Genomic DNA, 22,990 nt, shown 5'->3' with positions numbered 1-22,990 from the left:
GACCCCGTTACGAAGTCGGGTATGGCCGCCGCGGGCAGGCTTGTCCTCGATGATCATCACACCCCCTCCTGAATAATCATACTACAATGTCTCTCCGCGGCGACCGCGTGGCATCTTCCAACTATGGGTACGACCGCCGCGGTGACGCTGCAATGGAAATGTTTGCGCTATCATTTTTCGTTATTCTGTGTGGCTTTCCGGCATTCCCGCAGCCGCCGCTTGCGCTATGACAGAGGCGATCGCGACGCCGGTACGGACGGTCGCGGCAGGAGTCGGAGACGGATGGAGCGGGCGGAGCGACAGCGCGTGGTGGTGGTCGGCGGGGGAACGTCCGGCTGGATGACCGCGGCCGCGCTTGCCAAGCTGCTGCCGCGACGCTGCACGGTCGATCTGGTCGAATCGGAGGCGATCGGGATTATCGGCGTCGGCGAGGCGACGCTGCCGCACATCCGGGCCTTTAACGAGCGGCTGGGGATCGCCGAGGCCGAGTTCATGGCGGCGACCCGCGCCACCTTTAAACTGGGGATCGAGTTCCGCGACTGGGCGCGGATCGGCGACAGCTACATCCACCCGTTCGGCACCTTTGGCCGCGGCACCGGCGAGGTGCAGTTCCACCATTATTATATGCGGCTGCTGCACGCCGGGGTGGCGCTGCCGCCGATCGAGGCCTTCTCCATGGCCTGCTCGCTCGCCCGCGCGAACCGGTTCGGCGCGCCGGCGGCCGACCCGCGCCAGATCGCCTCCACCTTCGGCTACGCCTATCAGTTCGACGCGGTGGCCTTCGCGCCCTATCTGCGCCGACTCGCGGAGGGCCTGGGCGCGCGCCGCACCGAGGGCCGGATCGTCGACGTCGCGCGCGACCCGCTGAGTGGCGACGTCACCGCGGTGGTGCTGGAGGACGGCCGCCGCGTCGAGGGCGACCTGTTTGTCGACTGCTCGGGCTTCGTCGCGCTCCTGATCGGCAAGGCGATGGGCGAGCCGTTCGACGATTGGTCGCGCTGGCTGCCCGCCGACCGCGCGGTGGCGATGCCGTGCCGCACCGCCACCGCGGTGACGCCCTATACCAGCGCGATCGCCATGCCCTCGGGCTGGCGTTGGCGCATCCCGCTCCAGCACCGCACCGGCAACGGCTATGTCTTCGCCAGCGACTTCCTCGACGAGGGCGCCGCCGCGGATGCGCTGGTGGCCGCGGTCGAGGGGACGCCGCTGGCCGAGCCGCGCGTGCTGCGCTTCAAGGCGGGGCGGCGCGCGCGCAGCTGGGTCAACAATGTCGTCGCGATTGGGCTCGCCTCGGGCTTTCTCGAGCCGCTCGAGTCGACCAGCCTGTATCTCGTCCAGCAGGCGATCACCGCCTTGGTCGAGCTGTTCCCGGAGCGCCGCATCGCCGCGGCCGATCGCAACGAGTTCAATCGCCTGGTCGCCATGGAATATGACCGCGTCCGCGACTTCCTGATCCTGCACTATCACGCCACCCAGCGCGACGACTCACCCTTCTGGGAATATGTCCGCAGCATGGAGATCCCGGCCAGTCTCGCCGAGAAGATGGCGCTGTTCCGCCGCCGCGGCCGCGTGGTGAAGTACCGCCAGGGCGCCTTCCTCGATGCCAGCTGGGTGTCGGTCTATCTCGGCCAGCGCGTCCTGCCCGACGGGCACGACCCGCGCGCGGACGGGCCGACCATCGACAGCCTCGCCGCGGGCATGGAGCGGCTGCGCGGCGAGATCGAGGCGGCGATCGGCGGCATGGCGGATCACCGCGACTTCCTCGCGGGCTACTGCCCGATGCCGGTGGCGGCGTGACAATGCTCGACGCGCCGATCCGCAGCGTCGCCGTGGTGGGCGGTGGCATCGTCGGCTGGTCCGCGGCGGTGGCGCTGCGGCGGCGCGTGCCGGGGCTGGAGGTGACGATCCTCGCCAGCCCCCCCGCCCCCGACGCGCTCGCCGATCGTATGCCGCAGACCTTGCCCTCGACGATTGGCTTCCACGACGACCTCGGCCTGCGCGAGGAGGATGCGGTGGTGCGCGCGGGCGGCGCGTGGCGGCTCGGCACCCTGTTCGAGGGCTGGGTCGAGGGTCTGCCGCCCTATGTCCACGCGTACGGCAGCTACGGTCGGCCGTTCGGCACCGCCTCCTTTCACCAGCACTGGGTCCGCGCCGCGCACGTCGGCGCCGCCGCGCCGTTCGACTCGCACGCTCCCGCGGCGGCGCTGGCGCGCGCGGGCCGGTTGGGGACGGGCACGACCGACCCGCTGCTCGGCGACGTCCAGCCCGGGCTGGTGCTCGACGTCGAGCGCTACCGCGCGATGCTCGCCGCCTTCGCGCGCCATCTCGGCGTGAGCGTGCGCGAGGGGTCGGTCGCCGCGGTGCAGCTGCGCGGCGACGACGGCTTCGTCGAGCGGCTCGTCCTCGACGATGGCACGACGCTCAAGGCCGACCTCTACGTCGACGCCAGCGGCCCGGCGGCGATGGTGCGCGGCGCGATCGACCAGGAGCGCGAGGACTGGTCCGCGTGGCTGCGCTGCGACCGGCTCGTCATCGGCGAGGGCGCGCCCGAGCCGCTCTCGCCGCTCGACCGTGTCACCGCGACGGACGGCGGCTGGCGCTGGCGCAGCGCGGCGCCGGGTCGGACGCTGCACGGCCACTGCTATGCCGCCGCCGCGCTGAGCGACGCGGCGGTCCGCGACGCGCTCGCCGTCGCGGGCGCGACCACCGTCGCCGCGCCGGTGTCCTTTCGCCAGGGCACGCGCCCCGCGCCCTGGGCGCGCAACTGCGTCGCGGTGGGGGACGCCGCGACGGTGATCGAGCCGCTCGACTTCACCAACCTCCACCTCGCGCAAAGCGCGATCGACCGGATCGTCGCGATGCTGCCCGGGCGCGCCTGCCACCCGCTCGAACTCGCCGACTACAACCGCCAGGCGAGCGCCGAGGTGACGCGCGTGCGCGACTTCGTGCTGTGCCACTACGCCACCGCGCGGCGGCCCGGCCCCTTCTGGCAGCCGCCAACGCACCTGCCCGAGAGCCTCGACCGCACGCTGCGGCTGTTCGCCGAGCGCGGGCGCCTTCCCTTCTTCGAGGAGGAGACGTTCGCGCGCGACGACTGGCTCGCGCTGCTGCTCGGGCAAGGCGTGGTGCCGCGCCGCGTCGACCCGCTGATCGACGTCACCGCCGCGGCCGACAGCGACCGCGCGATGGCGGCCTATCGCGTCGCGATCGCGCAGGCAGTGGCGCGCTGCCCCACCGCCGACGAATATCTCGCCACCGCACGGAAACGGCTCGCCCGATGAACGACCATACCATCCGCCACGTCGTGATCCTCGGCGGTGGCACCGCCGGCTGGATGGCCGCCGCGGCGCTGTCGCGCTTCCTCAACAACGGCGTGACGGGGATCACTTTGGTCGAGTCCGAGGAGATCGGCACCGTCGGCGTCGGCGAGGCGACGATCCCGCCGCTGCTCACCTTCAACCGCATGCTCGGCATCGACGAGCAGGCGTTCATCCGCGCCACCGGCGGCACCTTCAAGCTCGGCATCGAGTTCGTCGACTGGGGCGGGCTGGGCGAGCGCTACTTCCACCCGTTCGGCGCGCACGGCCACGATCTTGGCGGCGTTCACTTCCACCAGCTCTACCTGCGCGAGCGCCAGCGCCGCGTCATGCAGGACATCTCGGCCTGGTCGATGAGCGCTGTCGCGGCGCAGGCGGGCAAGTTCGCGCCGCCCTCGCCCACCGCGCAAACGGCGGTGAAGGAGCTGCTCTACGCCTATCACTTCGACGCCGCGCGCTACGCCGACTTCCTGCGCGGCTACGCCGAGCGCAACGGCGTGCGCCGGGTCGAGGGCAAGGTCGCCGCGGTCGCGCAGCGCGCCGAGGACGGCTACGTCACCGCGCTGCGGCTGGAGGACGACCAGGTCATCCCGGGCGAGCTGTTCGTCGACTGTTCGGGCTTCCGCGGGCTGCTGATCGAGGAAACGCTCGCCACCGGCTACGAGGACTGGCGCCGCTGGCTGCCGTGCGACCGCGCGGTGGCGGTGCCCAGCGCGCTCGCGGGCGACCCTGATCCTTATACCCGCGCCACCGCGCGCGGCGCAGGCTGGCAATGGCGTATCCCGCTGCAGGAGCGGATGGGCAACGGCCTGGTCTATTGCAGCGACTATCAGACGCGCGAGTCGGCGGAGCGCGAGCTGCTCCACCATCTCGAAAGGCCGCCACTCGCCCAGCCGCGCCACCTCGCCTTCACCACCGGGCGGCGCACGCTCGCGTGGAATCGCAACGTGGTCGCGCTGGGGCTCGCCTCCGGCTTCGTCGAGCCGCTCGAGTCGACCTCGATCCACCTCGTCCAGTCGGGCATCGCCAAGCTGATCGCGCTATTCCCCGACCGTCGCTTCGCCGCGGTCGAGCGCGACGAGTATAACGCGCAGATGCACGAGCTGTACGAGGACGTGCGCGACTTCGTCATGCTGCACTACAAAGCGACACGGCGCGACGACACGCCCTTCTGGGAGCGCTGTCGCACGATGGACGTACCGGCGAGCCTCCAGCGCAAGATCGACCTGTTCCGCGCCAAAGGACGCGTCTTCCGCGAGGGGCGCGAGCTGTTCGCCACCACCAGCTGGGTCGCGGTCTGCCTCGGCCAGCATGTCGTGCCCGAGGAGCACGAGCCCGCGGCGGACGCGCTCGACGAGGACCGCGTCGCCGAGGCGATCGAGCAGATGCGCCGCGACTATCTCGCCGTGGCGGACAAGCTGCCGCGCCACGGCGACTTCCTCCGCCACATCGGCGCCGCCGCGACTCCTGTCGCCCCACCCCCGCCCACCGCGCCGGATCCCGGCCCGACCTTCTCCTTCGCCTCCGAGACGCCGTTCAACTTCTCGGCCGACCCGCTGTGAGGGCGGACTCGATCCGCCGCGTCGTGATCGTCGGGGGCGGCACCGCGGGATGGATGGCGGCCGCCGCGATCGCGCGCGTGCTCGGCGAGATGCCCGGCCTGTCGATCGAGCTGGTCGAGTCCGAGGCGATCGGCACCGTCGGCGTCGGCGAGGCGACGATCCCGCAGATCGTGCTGTTCAACAAGATGCTCGGCATCGACGAGGCCGAATTCCTGCGCGAGACCCGCGCCACCTACAAGCTCGGCATCGAGTTCGTCGACTGGCTCCGGCCGGGCCATCGCTACGTTCACCCCTTCGGCTTCTACGGGCTCGACATGAAGGGGATCGAGTTCCACCATCACTGGCTCAAGGGCCGCGAGCTCGGCGACGACACCCCGCTCGACGCTTACTCGCTCGCGGTGGTGGCGGGGCTGCAGGGCCGCTTCGCGCACCCGCGCCCCGACCAGCCCGGCTCGCCGCTCTCCAAGCTGGGCTATGCCTTCCAGTTCGACGCCGGCCTGTACGCGCGCTTCCTGCGCCGGCTGGCCGAGGCGAACGGCGCGCGGCGTACAGAGGGGCGGATCGTCGCGGTCGAGCGCGACGGCGAGAGCGGCCATGTCGCCGCGGTCGTGCTCGAAACGGGGGCGCGCGTGGAGGGCGACCTGTTCCTCGACTGTTCGGGGTTCCGCGGGCTGCTGATCGAGGAGACGCTCGGCGCCGGCTTCGAGGACTGGCGCCACTGGCTGCCGTGCGACCGCGCGGTCGCGGTCCCCTGCGCCAACGGCGGCGACCGCCAGCCACTGACCCGCTCCACCGCGCGCGCGGCCGGCTGGCAGTGGCGCATCCCGCTCCAGCACCGCATCGGCAACGGCTATGTCTATGCCTCGCAGCACCTCTCCGACGACGAGGCGGCGGCGACGCTGCTCGCTAACCTCGACGGCGCGCCGCTGGGCGACCCGCGCCCGCTGCGCTTCACCGCGGGGCACCGCCGCCGCGCATGGGTCGGCAACACGGTCGCGCTCGGCCTGGCAGGCGGTTTCCTCGAGCCGCTCGAGTCGACCAGCATCCACCTCGTCCAGTCCGCCATCGCGCGGCTGCTGACCTACTGGCCGACACGCCGCTTCGACCAGCGCGAGATCGACCGCTTCAACGCCGCCCATGTCGCCGACTATCGCGACATCCGCGACTTCCTCGTGCTCCACTACAAGGCGACCGAGCGGCGCGACTCGCCCTTCTGGGACTATTGCCGCACGCTCGAACCGCCGCCCGGGCTCGCCGACAAGCTCGCGATCTTCGCCGCCAACGGCCGCGTCTTCCGCGAGGGCGACGAGTTGTTCACCGAGACGAGCTGGCTGTCGGTGATGGTCGGCCAGGGTGTCGCCGCCGGCGGCTATCACCCCGCCGCGGACCTGCTGAGCGACCCCGAGACGCTGGCGCGGCTCGATCATATCCGCCGGGTCGTCGCCGAGACCGCGACGCTGCTGCCGCGGCAAGAGGATCACCTGCGCGGGCTCGGCTGCGACCTGGTGGGGCTGGCGGCGTGACCGCGCCGTTGCCCGAGCTGACCGGCGTCGACCGCCGCCGCTTCGAGGAGGAGGTGCGCCCCGCCGCGCGCCCGGTGGTGCTGCGCGGCATCGCGCGCGACTGGCCCGCGGTGGTCGCCGCGGGCGAGTCGGCCGAGGCGGGCGTGGGCTATCTCAAGCGCTTCAGCCGCTCCGCCCCGGTGCCGGCGATCCTCGGCGAGCCGGGGATCGCGGGTCGCTTCTTCTACACGCCCGATCTCAAGGCGCTCAACTTCGTGCGCGGGCAGACCCCGCTCGACCCGTTCCTGGACCGCCTGCTGCGCGACCGCGGCCATGCCGAACCCTATGCGATGGCGATCCAGTCGGTGCCGCTGCCCGAGCTGCTCCCCGGCTTCGCCGAGGCGAACGCCTGCGCGCTCGTGCCCGACGGCGTGGTCCCGCGCATGTGGCTGGGCAACGCGATCCGCGTCGCCACGCACTATGACCTGATGGAGAATGTCGGCGTGGTGGTGTTGGGGCGGCGGCGCTTCACCCTGTTCCCGCCCGACCAGATCGCCAACCTCTACATGGGTCCGCTCGAGCTGACCCCCGCGGGCACGCCGGTGAGCCTGGTCGACCTCGACGCGCCCGACTTCGAGCGCTACCCGCGCTTCGCCGAAGCATCGCGGACGGCGCAGAGCGCCACGCTGGAACCCGGCGACGGCATCTACATCCCGTTCCACTGGTGGCACGCGGTGGCGTCGCTCGAGCCGGTCAACGCCTTCGTCAATTACTGGTGGAACCCGGCGCCGGCCGGGCTGGGCAACCCCTATGACGTGCTGCTTCACGCGCTGGTGGCGATCGCCGCGCTGCCGGCGGACCAGCGCGCAGCCTATCGCGCGGTGTTCGACCATCTCGTCTTCCGCCCCGACGGCGCGCCCGCGGCGCACCTGCCCGACGCCGTCAAGGGCGTGCTCGGCCCGCTGGACCCGAGCGTCGTGGCGCGCATCCGCGCGACCTTGGTCGACAGTCTCGGGAGGTAGGCTCCTCACAGATCCTCCACACACCGGGGAGGATGATTAAACCCGCCCGCCGAGCAGCCTGATCAGAAAGCCCCGCAGCCGTTCGGTCCTCGCCGCACTCCCCGGGCCGAGGATGCCGCGCGCGGCGGGCGGCAGGTGCGACGCGGCCTGGTCCGCGTCGGGGGCGAAGACATAATGGTCAAACCAGCTGCGCCACGCCGCCTTCTGTTCGGGCGGCAGGTCGCGCACGCTCATCAACGCGTGGATCAGCGCGCCGAAGGGCGAGGCGGTCGCCTCCTGCTCCCACCAATAATTGACGAGGACGTTCAGCGGATCGAGCGCGCGCACGTGATGCCACCAGATCGCGGGGATGAAGAGCGCGTCCCCTGGCCCGAGCTCGGCGACCAGGGCGTGGCGGCTCGCCTCGGCGAAGCGCGGGTAGCGCGCCAGATCGGGCGAGTCCGGGTCGACCATGCTCGACGGCGGCCCCGCCATCGTGTGATCGAGCGGACCGACGTACAGGTTCGCGATCTGATCGGGCGGGAAGAGCGTGAACCGCCGCCGGCCGTGGACCACGCAGGCGATATTGTTCGACTGGTCGTAGTGGGTCGCGACCTGGGTGGCGTTGCCGATCCACAGCCGCGCGGGCGCGTCGCCCGTCGGCAACCCGAGCGCATTCTCCTCCTGCCAGCCGGGCAGATGGTCGGGCGCGGTGGCCGCATTGGCGTAGAGCGCGTGCGGCGCCGCTACGCGCTCCTCCGCGAACCGGACCAGCTCGCCGAGCAGCTGCCCCAGCGCCACGGTCTGGCGCGTGAAATTGAAGCCGGTCAGCGTGTCATCGTAGAAGAAGCGGCCCTGGATCGAGGGCGCGCCGATCATCACGTCCAGCGGCCGCCCGCCGCCGAAACGCGCGAGATAGGACGCCATCGCGCGATCGCCCTGAGCCCCGGCGCGCACCGCGGCCCAATGGCTCACCTGGCCGCGCAGCACGACCGGGGCATAGCCTCCCACGATCTCGCGCGCGAACGTGGCGGCGTCGACCGCTGGCCGCTCGGTGACGAAGGTGATCGGAGCGGCGAGGCTGGCCATGTTCACGCACTATCTCCGGAACACGGGAAAGACGAATCGATATGACGCAGGTTCGCCTCTTGACCAGCCACTCGCAGCAAGGTGCGGATCGCGAGTAGGTTGTCCGCCTCCGAGGCTCTCGATGGTGCTGTCAGTCTAACGCGAACTCGTCTCTGCACGATGCACTCGGGCCTTCGTGGGCGGCGGGTCAGCTGGCGAGCGCCTGCCACTCAGCCAGCGCCGCGGAGCGGCGCTGCTTGTAGGTCTGGCGATCGACGAGGTGGCGTTCGTGATTGATGTGGTTGTGGACGTTGGCGTGAACCGAGGCGAACTTCTGTAACGTGCGCATCTGCCGGAAGCGCAGCGTCGCCCGCTCTCGTCGCCTGAAGGGCAGGTGCGAGTTCTCCACCCGGTTGTTAGCCCAGCGTCCCACCTCCTGCTTCTCGCGCGTGCCGAGTTCGCTCAGCGCAGCGCCGTAGGAGCGTAGACCATCGGTGGTGATCGCCTCAGGCGAGCCGTGCCGCTTGAGCGCCTTCTTCATGAAGGCGAGCGCAGCCTTCTTGTCGCGCGTTCGGGTGACGTAGCTCTCAAGCATCTCGCCCTCATGATCCACCGCTCGCCACAGGTAGACCATCTCGCGGATCAGCTTCACGTACATCTCGTCCAGGTGCCAGCGCCAATGGCGGAAGCCCGCATCCGGCTCATCCGCTGCCGCCGCACCTCGCCCGCGAACAGCGGGCCGAACCTGTTCCACCACAGCCTCACCGTCTCGTGGCAGATGTCGATACCGCGTTCCAACAGCAGGTCCTCGACGTTCCGCAGCGACAGCGGGAGCAGCGACAGCGGGAAGCGCACGTACATCAGCACCACCAGCCGGATCACCTCGGGTGACGAGTTGAAGTAGCGGAACGGACTGGCTGGCTTGCGCGGGCGGAGCATACCCCTCCCCTACCCCGGCGAGCGCCGCAGGTGCTTTAGCTTTGACAGAGCCCCGGCGTGGCGTGGCACGAGGGGCAGCTGTTCGGCGTCATAAATCAGGTCATCGGCCTGATCACGGCTATGGCATTGGTCGGCCTCAGCCTCGTGGGTCTGCTGATGTGGCACGGGCGCCGACCAAAAGGCGGCTGTGCAGCGCCTCCCGGCACGCAGGTCAAGCTGGGGTGGGCTGCGATCGTGATCGCCGCGCTGGGTCTTCTACTGCCGCTATTTGGAGCTTCCGTACTGGCGATCTTGATCGTGGATCGGATCAGAGGGAAGTTCGTCTCGAATTAGCCGTTCTCCGGAAGACCGCACCCCCCGGAGCCAAGACGTAGCCTGAAAATCATACCTTCATGAAGCGGCTCGGCCGGTACGGCGTCAGCAACGCGGCCGGCGTCTTCTCCATGATCTCCTGCGCGACGTAGCGCCCCAGGATCGGTGCCAGCGTGAGACCGCTGTGCGTCACCACTAAATAGGCACCCTCGACGCCGGGCACCGGGCCGCAGATGGGGCGGTTGTCGAGCGGATAGGGACGAAAGCCGAGCAGGACCTGAGCGGGTCGCGTACCCGCCATCGCGGGCAGATATGTCGCGGTCTGATCGATCAGCATCTGCCCGTGACGCCGGCGCAGCTCGTCATCGGGGAAGGCCGCGCGCTGCTGACGAATGGCGGCGTGGACCGGCAGCTCGGGCGGCCCACCAGTCAGGCTCGTGAGGAAGCGGCCATCGGCGTATTGCTTGAACTCGATTACGCTCGATGCTTCGAAGACCTTGTCGGTGACGACCGGTCGAGCCTCGGTGTGGACGACCAGCCCCGGCTTGTGCGCGAGCTCCAGCGTCCTGTCCATCATCGCCATGATCCGGGGTGTATCGACTCCGGCGACGCTGACGATGTCGTCGAGCGCCCAGCGCCCGCGGCTCGTCTCGACATGCGTCATCCGCCCGGATGCGACGACGATCCCCTCGACCTCGCAGGGATACAATATTCGCGCCCCCAGCTTCTTCGCCGCTGCGAGATAGCGCCTGGTCGCCTGCACTGGGTCGACGTGGCCATCACGCCGTGTCTCGAACGCGAAGGCCACATCGTCGCCAGCGTGTATGCCTCGACTGACCTCGGTGATCTGCCTGGATGTCAGCGCACGCGGCGGATCGTCGGTGTGCTGCAGCACTGCAGCTTTGGCCCGCAGTGCCTCTTCCTTGTCAGGATAGGCCCAGCTGATCGAACCACCCCAGATCGCGTTCATGCCGAGCGCACGATCGTCTTCACGCCATGCCCGCATGCTCTCGAGGCGAAGCCGCATGTAGGCAGCGTCGTTCACGACCGGGTTGATCCAGGCGACCGATGCCCGCGTCGCTCTTGCGGCAGGCGCCTCCCGCTCGAACAGGATTACCTCCGCGCCGGCCCGCGCGAGCTGAAACGCCACGGAGGCACCGATGATGCCCCCTCCGACCACGCCCACGCGCCGGCGTCGCCCCGCCGCACCCGCGCTGACCGGCACGGCCGCGAGAGCTGCCGCGCCGATGACGAAGTCGCGTCTGGTCGCTGACATGGCGGGAATAATCCTCAGAAGGTCAGGCTCATCCGGACGAACACGGTACGGCCGTTGAAGCCGAACGGCGAGATCGCGTTGTAGGGCTGCGTACCGGCGTTGTCGGCCCCATTGCTGCCGGTCGCGACCGAGGCGACGGTGGAAGCGATGTTCTCGCCCGGATAGACGTCGAGCAGGTTCTGCGCCCCCGCGCTGAGGCGCAGCGCGCGCGTCGCCTGCCACGAGAGTTCGAGGTCGGTCAGCACCTCGGCGCCGAAGCGCTGGATGATGTCCGCGTTGGCGGTCGTGGGCGAGACGGGTACCAAGGACACGTCATAGCCCGGCACGAGCGCCGCAACCTGAGCGGGGGTGCGATTGGTCAGCGCGACGGTCGACACCTCGCCGTAGCGCGTGTTCGTCAGCGAGATGGCGAACGGCCCATGCGAGTAATTGAGGTCGAGCGTCACCTTGGTGCGTGGCAGGCTGTCGGAGAAGCGCAGCTGCTGGGTCAGGTCGAACAGCGGGGTGGCGAGCCCGAGCGCTGCCAGCTGCGCGGGCGTACCGGCGATGCGATCGAAGGTAGTCTTGTTGTAGTTGCCCGCCAGCGTCGCGCTGAACACGCCGTCGGCGACACGCGCGCGATAGTTCACCACCAGGTCCACGCCGCGCGTCTTCGTGTCGACGGCGTTGGTCAGGTACGAGATGGCGCTGAAATTGCCCTGCCCGTTCGCCGCCAGATAGGCGGTGAGCCGCGGGTCCTGGAAGGTGGAGGAAATCGCGATGCGGTCGCGCACCTTGATCTGATAGGCGTCGAGCGTCGCGGTAAGACCGCCAGCCTCGAAGACCAGGCCAGCCGACACGTTGCGCGACGTCTCGGGCTTGAGATCGGTCGCCCCGGCCAAGCGGGCGGCCGCGCTATCCACTGCAGCGACGCGAACGATCGCCTGCTGACCGTTCAGGATCAGCGTGTTGGAGGCGTTATAGCCCGATTGTGCCAGCGCGGGCGCGCGGAAGCCGGTGTTGTACGAGGCGCGGGCCGCGAGGCTTCCGAACAACCCCAGGCGCCCGGCCACCTTGAAGTTGGTGGTGTTCCCGAAGTCGGAATAATGTTCGTGCCGCACCGTGCCCTGAAGCAGGAGGCGGTCAAACAGGGTCTTCTCCACGTCGCCGTATATGGCCCAGCTGTGACGACCCTGCGACGCGCGGTCGTCGGCGCCGTTGCTGGGGCCGGGCTGCGCTCCCACGATGGCGGGTCGTCCCGCATTGGGTCCGTCGAGGATCGGGACCCCGCCGTTGAGGTACCCGGCCGGGTCACCCGAGAAGAGCCGGTAGGTTTCCTCGCGATACTCCAGGCCGGCGGCGAGCTTCAGCGGCTCGGCATCGCCGAGCGGTATCCCGCGGGTCAGGTCGAGGTTGCTCGTCCACTGGTAGAAGTCGGATCGCAGCCGGTTGAAGCGCCGCGGGGTTGCGAGACCGTAGGACACGTTGACGCTGTTGTCGTAGTAGAGATCCTGCGCGTTGAGCCCGTACACGGTGGACAGGTCCCAACCGAAGCCTGCGAGGTCGTCGCCGCGAAGGCCCACGGCGACTGACAGATTCTCCATCTTTGAGTCGAGGATCGGGCGGTAACCGTCGGGATTGAGCGCGCGGATCGTCTCGTCCTGACCAGCGCGACGAAAGAAATACTCGATGTCGCCGTCGAGTCGGTTGTAGCCGCCGAACGAGTAGACCTCGGCGCTGTCAGAGGCGGCCGCCGCGAAGTTATAGAAGAGCTGCGCGTTGGTGCTGGGTTGATCGCCGAAGCGGAACACGTTCCGGTCGATCGTCGCCTCGCGCGGGTCGAGCGTGCCGTTCGACGGTGTCAACCCGGTGCCGGAGCCATAGTTGCCGGAGATGGTCGTGGGGCGACCCGCCGCGCTGGTGCCGAAATACTGCTGCCGGGTATCGGGGCGCGATCGGTCGGTGCCCTCATGCTGCTGGAACGACGCCGTCAGCCTGAATACCCCGTCCTCCCCGACGCGGATGCCCGACGAGACGCTCGCCTCACCATAGGCGCCGTCGCCCTCGGTCGTGATCCCGCCGGTCACCTGCGCGCGCGTTCCGACCGAGCGGTCGAGGATCAGGTTGATGACGCCCGAGATCGCGTCGGAGCCATATTGCGCAGAGGCGCCGTCGCGCAGCACCTCCGCGCGGGAGAGTGCGAAGGAGGGAATGGCGTTGAAGTCGACCGACACGTCGCCGCGGCCGATGCCGTTGCTGGCGTTCAGGTCGCTGGACGTGTGCCGGCGCTTGCCGTTGACCAGGACCAGCACCTCGCCGGGCCCGAGACCGCGCAGCGAAGGTGGAACCAGATAGTCGCCAACCCCCGAACCGAGCGGCCTCGGCGTGTTGAAACTGGGCACCTCGACCTTGAGCTGCTGGATCAGGTCGACCCGGCCGCTCTGCTGGAGTTGCTCGCGCCCGACCGCATCCACCGGGGTCGCCGATTGCGTCGATGTTCGGCCGCCGAAGCGGCTGCCCGTGACGATGATCGTGTCGGCCTCGCTCTCCACCGCGGGGTCGCTCCCCTGCGCGAATGCCGGCATGGAGGCAGCGGCGGAGAGCAGGAACGCGGCACGACGCATCGGAAAAGCCACAAGATACCCCTTTTCGATTTATTGATATATTGTATCACTCCTGCCGGTTAGAAGACGCGGGGTCAAGCGAGAGGAGCCGAGGTGAACGGGCGAAGAGCATTCATAAGCCTGGTGGGCGGCGCGGTCGCAGACGCCGCCTGGCCCGCACCCGGAGAAATGGTCCGCGCAGGGAGAGATGCGATGATCGACCGCTACGACGTCGATCGCAGCCTCGCGAACTTCGACGCCGCTTATTATGGCGCGATGACCCAAACGGTCGCTGCTGCCTATCGCCAGCACGGTGAGTGGGTGAACCGCCACAATGCGTTGTTCCTGCGCAGCGCCCTGCCACGCCTCTCACAGGACGCGCGGTTGCAGCCCGCAACCGACAGCGTCGCCGACTTGATCGGAGCACGATCAGGCGAGGTCGCCTTGTGCGCCGGCGGCACCGAAGCGCTGTACGCCCTGATCGTGAACTACCGACCGCTCAAGGCTGGCGATGCCGTCATCACAGCCGACATCGACTATGACGAGATGCAATACGCCATGGCGCATCTCGCCTCGGCGCGGGGCGCCACGCAGGTTCACGTCGCCCTTCCCGAGCCATCGACGACGGCGAACATCCTTGCCGCCTACGAGCAGGTGCTACGTGACACGCCTCGTGCCCGCTTGCTGCTTCTGACGCATGTCTCCAACCGCAGCGGTCTGGTCCTGCCGGTCCGCGAGATCGCGGCGATGGCGAGGGCACGAGGCGTCGACGTCATCCTCGACAGCGCGCAGTCCGTCGGCCTGCTGCCCGTGGACGTGGACGAGCTCGGCGTGGATCTCATGGGCTTCAGCCTCCACAAGTGGTTGGCGGCCCCGCTCGGGACAGGCGCGATCTACGTTCGAGCGAGCCGGCTGGCGGACATCGCACCGTGGCTCGGTAACCACATTCACGACGAAGACGACGTCCGGGCTCGTGTACCGACCGGGACCGTCGATTTCGCGGCAAGGCTGACGATACCCACGGCGATCAGCGAGCATCGCGCGATCGGGCCGAGCCGCAAGCTCGCTGACCTGATCGGGAAGCGCGAACACTGGACGAGAGCGATCCGTGACTTGCCTGGCTTGCAGATCGTCCATCCCGAGGAGCCCGGCCGTTGCGCCGTCATCGGTGCCTTTCGTCTTCCCGGTCAGCGGACCTTGGAGCAGGCACGCCTGGCGCAGCAGCGCTTCGTCGAGAAACATCGGGTTCTCGTCGTCGCGAAACAGGGACTGGCTTCAGGCCCCGTGTTGCGCGTCACTCCATCCTTGTTCAATACACGTTCCGAACTCGGGAAGCTTGTCGACGCAGTTCGATCGGAGCGGAATCTGTTCGCCTAGCCATTAAACCGAAGACGCGACCTAAAAGATAGAAGTTCATGCAAAGGTATCTTTCGTCACAGCTAGTTTGCTAATTTGATATACCAATCAGCTAATTCTTGTCCTTCGAAGATCTAATCGATACACCGATGGCGAATTAGGAAGCTGAACAGATCACCTCCTAGACGGCCGCCTCTCAGGCTTTTGTGGCTCGTGGCATTGTCTCGCCTAAAGCCTGGAAGGCCGCGCCTCGTATCGCACGATGGCCGACCCTGCCCGCCGGTGCAGCCACCCGACAGTGAACGGGGCTCAACGTTCCGGCGCACGACGGCAACCATCCATCGATACAGTATCTCATCACACGTTGAGTTCAGCGAGACGCCGTGGTGACGTCTGGGCAAGACGGAGGACGCGGGGACATTGAGCATGATGAACGTCGGACTGAGCACAGCCACGCGCTGGTACGCCGCCTTCGCACTCGTTCTTGCAACAGTGACCAGCGCACCAGCGCATGCGACCGACGCGCGGGACGACGTCGACGCGGCCGCCGGCTCCGCGGTAAGCACTGTGCCCCTGCAAGGCGACCTGCCGTTCCGGGATCTCTTCGACCGGTGGAAAGCGGCGGATCGCCCGCCACGCTCTGAAGCGTCGGTGCCGTCGCAGCGGCCGCTCGACAGTTTCCGCTATACATCCCCTTTCGGTATGCGCAGCGATCCGTTCGGCCATGGTACCGCGATGCACGCGGGAGTCGATCTGGCCGCCTCGACCGGGACGCCGGTCCATGCCACCGCCGACGGGATCGTCAGCCAGGCTGAGCGTGCGCGCGGCTACGGCAACCTCGTCCAGCTCGACCACGGCGCCCGCATCCAGACGCGCTACGGACATCTCTCACGCATCCTCGTCACCGCGGGGCAGCGGGTGCATCGCGGCGACGTGATCGCGCTAGTCGGCTCGACCGGGCGCTCGACCGGGAGCCACCTCCACTATGAGGTACGCGTCGCGGACCGCGCGATCGATCCGCTAGCGTTCATGGCCACCGGCGACGAGCGGCTCGCGCTGCAGGAGACGGTCGGCCCGGCCGAGGCGTCCCCGGTCGCGGTCGGCGGGCCGAAGCACGGCGAAGACTAGGCCCCTCGCCGGACGTCCTGCTTGAGGATCGCTGCGGCGGCCGCGTGCGGCCGACCGGCCAAGGCTATTGCCCTCTCACATAGCGGTCGAGCCACGCGACGGAGCGCGCGCGGACGTCGCTCGCCTGGTCCGCGCCGGTGACGCAGTGGCCCGCGTCGGGGTAGACGACGAGGCTCACGGGCACGTGGCGGTCGCGCAGCGCGTGCCACCACTCGATCGATTGGGTCGGCGGCACCTCGATGTCGCGCTCGCCGACGTAGATGAATGTCGGCGTCCGGGCGCTCTTCGCGTGGTAGATCGCCGACACCTTCTCGTAGGCGGCCATGTCGTCGTACATCGTCTTGCCGAAGAAGGGCAGCATCCACTGGTCGATGCCGTTGGTGCCGTAGTAGCTCACCCAGTTCGACAGGCCGGCGCCCGCGACGATCCCCTTGAAGCGGTTAGTCTGCGTGTTCGCCCACATGGCCATGAAGCCGCCGTAGCTGCACCCGGCGAGGCCGAGGCGCGCGTCGTCCACGGGTGCGACCCGCTCCACCGCGTCGATCCCGGCGAGGATGTCCCGCAGGTCGCCGCCGCCGAAATCGCGCCGGTTCGCCGTGGTGAACGCCTCACCCTGGCCGTAGCTGCCGCGCGGGTTCGGCAGGAACACGTAATAGCCCGCGGCCACCAGTGCCGCGTTGAGCGAGGTCGGCGCCAGATAGGTCGGCGTGGTGGCCGCGGCCGGGCCGCCGTGCACAACCGTGATCATCGGCGCCTTGCCCGCGACCGGTGCGCGCGGCGCGAGCAGCCAACCCTGCACGTCATAGCCCTCGCTGGTCCAGCGGACGCTGCGAGCGGCCGCGCGCGCCGGCAGCGCGTCATTGTCGTGGGTTAGCTGGCGCAGCGCGCCGAGCGGCCCCGCATAGATCGCGGGCGCGTGCGTGAAGTCCTGCAGCACCGCGGCGGCGACGCGCCCGTCGGCCGAGAAGACCGCGCGCCCGTCGCCCGCCGACGCGGTCACCGCGCGACCGTCGGCGCGTGCGATCGGCTGGCCGGGCCGCAGCCTGCCGAGCTGCACCTCGTCGCCCGACAGCGCGACGGTGCGCAGCCCGCCTGCGGTCCAGGCGATGGTGGTGACGGTGGACCGCGCGCCCGCGGTGACGTTGGCGGGCGTGCCTCCCGCCAGGGGAACGGTGAAGACGTCGCCGCCGATCGAGCCGAAGTCGCTCATCAGCCCGCCAATATAGGCCACGGTGCGGCCGTCGGGCGACACGCGCGGCTGGTTGAGCTGGGTGGTCGGTCGAGCGATCGACCTGACCGCGCCGGTGCGCGCGTCGATCGCGTCGAGCGTCGCTACCCACCAGTTGCTGTCGCCGTTACCCAGCGCGGTCGTGGCGACGAGGGTGCGGCCGTCGGGCGTCCAGTCATATTCGTAGACGTAGCGCCCAGCCGGCGACAGCGGTGTCGCCGCGCGCGCCGCGCCGTCGATGTCGACGATCGCGAGCCGCTGCTCGTCGTTCCGCTCGCCGATCTCGCCGACCTGGCGGACGCCCGCCTGGGTCGCGCCCGACTCCTTCGCGGCGCCGAGCGTGATCAGCAGCGCGACGCGGCGGCCGTCGGGGGAGACCCGCGGTGTCTGTGCGATCCCCGCCACCGTGGCGATGAGGCGCGGGGCGCTCGCGCTCGCGTCGGCGCGAAGCAGCCGAACGCCGGGGGTGGCCGGATCGCGCGCGAGGAACAGCAGCGCGCCATCGGGCGCGAAGGTCAGGCCGGTGTAGCTGCACGTCGCGCACGGGTCGATGGTGCGGACGATCGCGCCATCGGCGACGCGCCGGATCGTCACCGCTCCGTGGCCGCCGCCGCTCTCCACCGCGGCGACGCGGTCACCCGTCGGGGCGAGCGCGAGCGCGCCATATTGGTGGATCACCTGCGCGGACAACGGGGTCGCCGCGGCCAGGAGGGGCAATGTGAAGAGGATCAGACGCATCGGGCTTCCTGGTAGCGATCGAGGATCCAGCGTCGCGCTAGCGCACGCGCGCCGCAAGGGAGAAGCGGTGAGTCAGCCTGCGGGACGGGGCACCGCGCGCGAGCGATGGCTTCTCCGGCGCGCTCGCGCCACACGCACATACGCGCCGACCACACTGTGAGGCCAGGCGCCGACACCCTGTCGACGCTTCTCGGGAGCAGCGTGCTCATGCGGCATCGCCGACCACGCAGGACACTCCCCGATGCGTCATCGCCCGCCAGTTCGCGACGTGGCCGATCGCGAGCAGGATCGCGCCGAGCGAGCTCATCGCGCGCTCGACGGCTTCACCCTCGATGACGAAAGCGGCGAACCCGAGCAGAGTCAGTCCGACTAGGGCCATCAAGCCGGGCCACCGGCGGCGATGGCGCCGATGACCGGAGAGCAGCGCGAACGCGCTGAACGGCAGCGCCACGAGAAAGGCGATCGGGTGGAACGTCTCCGGGATGGTCACGACCGCCGCGAGCAGCGGCAGGGCGAGCAGGAGAGTCGGCAGGACGAGACAGTGGACGAGGCACAGCGCGGAAGCGACCATCGCCGCGCTGTCGGCGAGCCGGACCCAGCGCCGCGTGCGCGGCCCATCCGCGACCTGCGGGAGAGTAGTGGACATTGTCTTCCGTTCAGCTAGAAATATGGGATAGTGTATCATACCATGACCTTAGTGACAGATGACAAGTCTCTTTCAAGCTGCCCCCTTTCGGTTCGTCGCGTCCAAACGCATCGGGATGTCTCGTCGCAACGGACCGCCGAGCGATGGTCCTTGCTCGAGATCGACGCAGCGCGCACGCCCTTCCCGGATAATTGCCACGCATAACCATAGGTGATCGAGCATGAGCCGTGCCCACGTCCTCCTCGGCCTTACCCTCTCCTGCCTCGCGTCGCTCGGCGTGGCAGCGTCGCAGCAGAGCCGGGGCTTCCTGGTGGACGGCGAGTTCGACGTCGTGCCGGTCCTGGAGCCGGCGCCGGCGAAGGGCGACCCACGTTACGAGACCGACCGTACGATCTTCCGTGCGACCCGCGCCCTGAAGGGATCACCGCGCTGGCAGCTCGCCACCGCCGACGCCGACTACAGCGTCCCGGCGCTGATGAACGACTTCAGCTGCGCAGCGGGGGTGCAGCTCACCCCGCAGAGCGCCCCCGAACTCGCCGCCCTGGTGCAGCGCGCCGGTGCCGACACCGGCGCGCAGACCGGGCACGCCAAGGAGGTGTTCCGGCGAGACCGCCCGTTCGTGATCGATCGCGGCCCCGTCTGCCAGGCGCCCGCGCAGCTCTACGACGAGCGAGCCCACCACATGAGCTACGACTATCCCTCCGGACACACGACATGGGGCTGGACCTGGGCGCTGGTCCTCACCGCGGCGATCCCGGAGCGCGCGCAGGAGATCCTGACGCGCGGCCGCGCCTACGGCGACAGCCGCTTCGTCTGCGGCGCGCACAACGAGAGCGCGGTCGAGGCCGGCATGCAGTCCGCCTCCGCCACCATGGCGCTCGTGTCCACGAAGCCCGCCTACCAGGCCGCGCTGGGCGAGGTCCGAGCGGAGCTGGCGGCGCTGCGTGCGGGCGGCGCCGCCCCGGCGCGCGACTGCGCCGCGGAGGCGCGCCTGCTCGAGCAACGCGTCATGCCGCGGCTGCCGCGCTGATCCGCCATCGTCCCGTACATCATCGCCGGCTGACATGGCCGGGGCGGCGCCTACCGCTGCCAGGGTCGGACCGCCGCCGGCAGGCGCCAGATGCCACGAACGCGACTGCGCTTGATCCTGACATGCGCCCGGGGGACTATCGCCCATTGGACCAGAGCCTAGCCGGCGTACCGCGTGACCGCCAGCATCAGGGCGATCCCCGCCAGCACCGCCCAGGTGGTACGGAGCCGGCCGTCCCTCGCGAGGCTCCGCGGCAGCAGCTCGCAGGCGCCGATGTAGAGGAACACGCCGGCGAAGATCGCCAACAACGGGGTGAACACCGCGTCCGGCAGCCGGATCAGCAGCCCGATCAAGACGCCAGCGAGCGGGGCCAGGCCGTTGACGACGAGCCATCTCACCGCCAAGCCGCGATGCGCTATGGAGAGCGCGAGGCTCACCGTGTTGACCCCGTCTGCCAGGTCGTGCGTCAGCACCGCCAGCGCGACCGCCCAGCCGATCTCCGGCGCGATCTGGAAGGCCATGCCCATCAGCAATCCGTCGAGGAAGCTGTGCAGCGTCAGGCTGGCTGGTCCGAGATGGGCCTGCCATCGGCTCCGCTTCTCCGCCGTGGCCAGGAGGCGGCTTAGGAGCAGATAACCGGTGAAGCCGAGCGCCGCCAGCGCGATCGTGCTCCGATGCGTGTAGCTTCGCTCGCCGAACTCAAGTGCCTCGGGCAGAAGGTCGAAGAAGGCGACTCCCAGCACGACCCCCGCCGCGATTGCCAGGATCGCCGTCATGCGATGGGCCAGTCGGAACGCCAGCACGCCGCCGGCGATCGTCGTCAGGCTGGCCGCGACGCCGAACGCGAGTGGAACGAACGGGACGGTCAACGACAGCACCCCGGCAGCGCCACCGCTGACGTATGTCGTCCGCTCCACCTCGATCGCGCACCCGAACTCATTCCGCCCTGACCCATAACGCCGCCGCGCCGACGCGCGGCGTTACAACGTAACTGCGTCACCGGGCTAGTGTCGTCGCTCGCGCTCGTCTCCCGCTTGCAGCGCGTGACTCCGTGAGCAGTCAGGCCAAGGGCCGGTTTCGGATCGCAGCGATCCCGCGCGGTGTTGCGTCGCGGCGCCGAAGCAGTATGGAATGTTGCAACATACCAATCATCTCGATGCCGCTGGTTGTCGCGCCCCAGGAGCCCGCATGTCTTTCGCTTCCGTGTCCCGTCCGCGTCGTCCTTCCGCTCTCGGCCTGGCGCTCGCCTTTGGCGCCGCCCCACTCGCCGCTGAGGCGCAGGAGAGCGCGGAAGAGCGGACCGACATCGTGGTCCTCGGCACGCGTCGCGCGGTGGATCGCACGCTCTCGTCCGATCCCGCGACCGAGCGCATGTCGCAGTCGAGCCGCTCGCTGGAACGCGACGTGCTCGAGGCCGCCGGCACCTATCGTCTGAGCGACGCGCTGGAGCTGGTGAGTGGCTTCAGCCAGCAGAACAACCGCGGCGGCGTGCTGGACAATTTCGCGATCCGCGGTTTTCTCGGGACGCCCGACGGCGGCGCCGAATTCTACGTCGACGGCTTCGTCGCCAACCGCGGCATGGCGCCGCCGCGCGACCCTGCGACGGTCGAGCGGATCGAGGTGCTGAAGGGGCCCGCCGGCGCGGTATTCGGCGACGTTGACCCGGGCGGGCGAGTCAACATCGTCAGCAAGGTGCCGAGCTTCACCCCGCGCGCCAGCGCGGTCGCGTTGTACGGGTCGTTCGACACGCGCCGGGTCGAGCTGGACGCCACCGGGCCGCTCACCGACACGATGGCCGGCCGCATCGTCGTCGCCGGGGAGGACAGCGAGGGCTGGCGCGACACCGTGACGCTCCGACGCCGGATCGTCTCGCCCTCGCTGACCTGGGCGCCGAGCGACTCGCTCCGTCTCACCTATCTCGGTGAGTTCATGCAGTCCGACACGCCGTTCGATCGCGGCGTGCCGGCGGTGGGCGACGACGCCAACGCCGTGCCGCGCGAGAATTACTACGGCGATCCCGCCAACGGCCTCACGCGCTTCCGCAACGAGCGGCACCAGCTCACCGGCCTGGCGCGGCTCGGCGCCGGCTGGTCGCTGAACGGCGGCGTCGTCTGGCGTACCGGCACGCTGAAGGGCTTCTCGGCCGACCAGTCGCGCATCGTCGATACCCAGGTGTGGCGCCAGCGCCGCTCGCGCGACTTCGCGGTGGACGATCTCTCCGCGCGGCTGGAACTCGCCGGCGAACTCGGCCGCCACCAGCTGAGCCTCGGGCTCAAGGGCTATCGGCTGACCTACGGCGAGCGCTGGATGCGTCGCAATCCCAGCGCGACCGCGCCCTATGCGGTCGATCTCTACGACCCAGCGTCGAGCGCCGGCGCGATCGCCGCACCGCTGCTGCCGTTCACCAACAACGACGAGAGCCGCTGGGCGGGCACGATCTACGTCCAGGACATGTGGAGCGTCACCGATCGCCTCACGCTGGTCGGCGGCGCGCGCGTCGACCCCTATCGCCAGAAGATCGTCAACAACACGACCGGCGGCGTCGGTCGCATCGTCGACGCCCCCGTGAAGTTCCGCGCGGGCGCGCGCTACGCGGTCGACAACCATCTCTCGGTCCACGCCAACTGGGGCGAGTCGTTCCTGCTCAACTCGGGCACGGGCCGAACCGGCGAGGGCTTCGCGCCCGAGGAGGCGCGCGGCTACGAGGTCGGGGTCGCGAGTCGCTGGGCCGGCGTGGACGTGGGCCTCACCTGGTTCGACATCGCCAAGACCAACATCCTCACCACCGACCCGCTCGACGCCGGCTTCAACGCGCCGGTCGGTGAGCTCAACAGCCGTGGTGTCGAGGCCGATCTCTCCGTCCGCCTCGGTCGCCGCTGGCAGGTCGTCGCCAACTACAGCTGGGTCGACGCGCGCAACGACGACAGCACCTTCGCGACGCCCGCGGTGCTCGGCGTCCCGGAGCACGCGGGCACCTTGCTGGTCGTCCACCGCCTCCCCCTCGCCGGCGGCGAGTGGCAGCTCAGCGGCGGGGTCGCCTATGTCGGCGATCGCGCCGGGTCGCTCGATGCCACGCCGCTGGTCCTCCCCGACTATGTGAAGGCGAAGGCCGCGGTAGAGGCGCCCGTCGCGCCCGGGCTGCGCTTCCGGCTGGAGGCGGACAATCTGTTCGACGCGCGCTACGCGGCCAGCTCTTATAGTCGGCTGTGGATCTATCCCGGTGCGCCCCGCACCGTCCGCGCCTCGCTGCGGCTCGACATCTGACCGTCGCAACAGCGGAAATGATGTAACATTGCGCCTACCGG

General features: G+C 69.5%; 16 protein-coding genes and 1 pseudogene. 10 read left to right on the top strand and 7 right to left on the bottom strand.

The features are described 5' to 3' along the window. The first annotated feature begins 282 nt into the window (after positions 1–282). The 5 genes from FHY03_RS12810 to FHY03_RS12790 are packed head-to-tail and all read left to right on the top strand — an operon-like array spanning position 283 to position 7,403. Positions 283–1,797, top strand: a complete 1,515-nt coding sequence (locus FHY03_RS12810) for a tryptophan halogenase family protein (RefSeq protein WP_183931195.1) — start codon at positions 283–285, stop codon at positions 1,795–1,797. A gap of 2 nt (positions 1,798–1,799) precedes the next feature. Further along, a complete protein-coding gene (locus FHY03_RS12805; protein ID WP_183931369.1) occupies positions 1,800–3,281 on the top strand; it encodes a tryptophan 7-halogenase in 1,482 nt (493 codons plus the stop codon). After that, positions 3,278–4,879: a tryptophan halogenase family protein gene (locus FHY03_RS12800; protein ID WP_183931193.1), complete on the top strand. Its 1,602-nt coding sequence runs from the start codon at positions 3,278–3,280 to the stop codon at positions 4,877–4,879. Before FHY03_RS12805 ends, FHY03_RS12800 begins: the two co-directional genes overlap by 4 nt. Next, positions 4,876–6,402 (top strand): tryptophan halogenase family protein, encoded by a 1,527-nt coding sequence (locus FHY03_RS12795; RefSeq protein ID WP_183931191.1) that lies wholly within the window; start codon positions 4,876–4,878, stop codon positions 6,400–6,402. Before FHY03_RS12800 ends, FHY03_RS12795 begins: the two co-directional genes overlap by 4 nt. Beyond that, entirely contained in the window at positions 6,399–7,403 is a 1,005-nt protein-coding gene (locus FHY03_RS12790; protein ID WP_311721549.1) for a cupin-like domain-containing protein, read from the top strand. Before FHY03_RS12795 ends, FHY03_RS12790 begins: the two co-directional genes overlap by 4 nt. A 36-nt stretch (positions 7,404–7,439) precedes the next feature. On the opposite strand, the gene FHY03_RS12785 is transcribed toward FHY03_RS12790, so the two are convergent. Both FHY03_RS12785 and FHY03_RS12780 read right to left on the bottom strand, forming a co-directional pair. Further along, positions 7,440–8,471: a cupin-like domain-containing protein gene (locus FHY03_RS12785; protein WP_183931367.1), complete on the bottom strand. Its 1,032-nt coding sequence runs from the start codon at positions 8,469–8,471 to the stop codon at positions 7,440–7,442. Between the two features lie 187 nt (positions 8,472–8,658). Then, positions 8,659–9,389: pseudogene (locus FHY03_RS12780) on the bottom strand (IS6 family transposase). Between the two features lie 57 nt (positions 9,390–9,446). Here FHY03_RS12780 and FHY03_RS12775 point away from each other — a divergent pair. Next, positions 9,447–9,722, top strand: a complete 276-nt coding sequence (locus FHY03_RS12775; protein WP_183924933.1) for a hypothetical protein — start codon at positions 9,447–9,449, stop codon at positions 9,720–9,722. A gap of 49 nt (positions 9,723–9,771) precedes the next feature. Here FHY03_RS12775 and FHY03_RS12770 read toward each other — a convergent pair whose 3' ends face one another. Together FHY03_RS12770 and FHY03_RS12765 are read right to left on the bottom strand one after the other, a co-directional pair. Next, positions 9,772–10,977: an FAD-binding oxidoreductase gene (locus FHY03_RS12770; RefSeq protein ID WP_183931189.1), complete on the bottom strand. Its 1,206-nt coding sequence runs from the start codon at positions 10,975–10,977 to the stop codon at positions 9,772–9,774. Positions 10,978–10,991: 14 nt separating this feature from the next. Then, positions 10,992–13,580, bottom strand: a complete 2,589-nt coding sequence (locus FHY03_RS12765) for a TonB-dependent siderophore receptor (protein WP_183931187.1) — start codon at positions 13,578–13,580, stop codon at positions 10,992–10,994. 192 nt (positions 13,581–13,772) lie between these two features. Between FHY03_RS12765 and FHY03_RS12760 the strand changes: the two genes are divergently transcribed. After that, positions 13,773–14,936: an aminotransferase class V-fold PLP-dependent enzyme gene (locus FHY03_RS12760; RefSeq protein ID WP_260158901.1), complete on the top strand. Its 1,164-nt coding sequence runs from the start codon at positions 13,773–13,775 to the stop codon at positions 14,934–14,936. Between the two features lie 681 nt (positions 14,937–15,617). Further along, positions 15,618–16,043, top strand: a complete 426-nt coding sequence (locus FHY03_RS21100) for a M23 family metallopeptidase (RefSeq protein WP_260158900.1) — start codon at positions 15,618–15,620, stop codon at positions 16,041–16,043. A 64-nt stretch (positions 16,044–16,107) separates the two neighbouring features. On the opposite strand, the gene FHY03_RS12750 is transcribed toward FHY03_RS21100, so the two are convergent. Beyond that, a complete protein-coding gene (locus FHY03_RS12750) occupies positions 16,108–18,009 on the bottom strand; it encodes a S9 family peptidase (RefSeq protein WP_183931182.1) in 1,902 nt (633 codons plus the stop codon). Between the two features lie 205 nt (positions 18,010–18,214). Continuing rightward, the gene (locus FHY03_RS12745; protein ID WP_183924941.1) at positions 18,215–18,580 is read right to left on the bottom strand and encodes a MerC domain-containing protein; all 366 of its coding nucleotides are present in this window, start codon (positions 18,578–18,580) and stop codon (positions 18,215–18,217) included. A 295-nt stretch (positions 18,581–18,875) separates the two neighbouring features. Here FHY03_RS12745 and FHY03_RS12740 point away from each other — a divergent pair, with 295 nt between their 5' ends. Beyond that, the gene (locus FHY03_RS12740; RefSeq protein ID WP_183931180.1) at positions 18,876–19,685 is read left to right on the top strand and encodes a phosphatase PAP2 family protein; all 810 of its coding nucleotides are present in this window, start codon (positions 18,876–18,878) and stop codon (positions 19,683–19,685) included. Between the two features lie 158 nt (positions 19,686–19,843). Here the strand turns inward: FHY03_RS12740 and FHY03_RS12735 are convergent, their stop codons facing one another. Beyond that, positions 19,844–20,554 carry a ZIP family metal transporter gene (locus FHY03_RS12735; RefSeq protein WP_183931178.1) on the bottom strand — a complete coding sequence of 237 codons (711 nt, stop codon included), beginning with the start codon at positions 20,552–20,554 and terminating at the stop codon, positions 19,844–19,846. A 319-nt stretch (positions 20,555–20,873) separates the two neighbouring features. Here FHY03_RS12735 and FHY03_RS12730 point away from each other — a divergent pair, with 319 nt between their 5' ends. Continuing rightward, a complete protein-coding gene (locus tag FHY03_RS12730; protein WP_183931176.1) occupies positions 20,874–22,949 on the top strand; it encodes a TonB-dependent siderophore receptor in 2,076 nt (691 codons plus the stop codon). Positions 22,950–22,990 lie beyond the last annotated feature (41 nt).

This window comes from Sphingomonas sp. BK345 (assembly GCF_014193845.1).
Lineage (GTDB): Bacteria > Pseudomonadota > Alphaproteobacteria > Sphingomonadales > Sphingomonadaceae > Sphingomonas.
The sequence above is the reverse complement of the archived record's forward strand: the minus strand, read 5'-3'. Positions and strand labels throughout refer to the sequence as shown.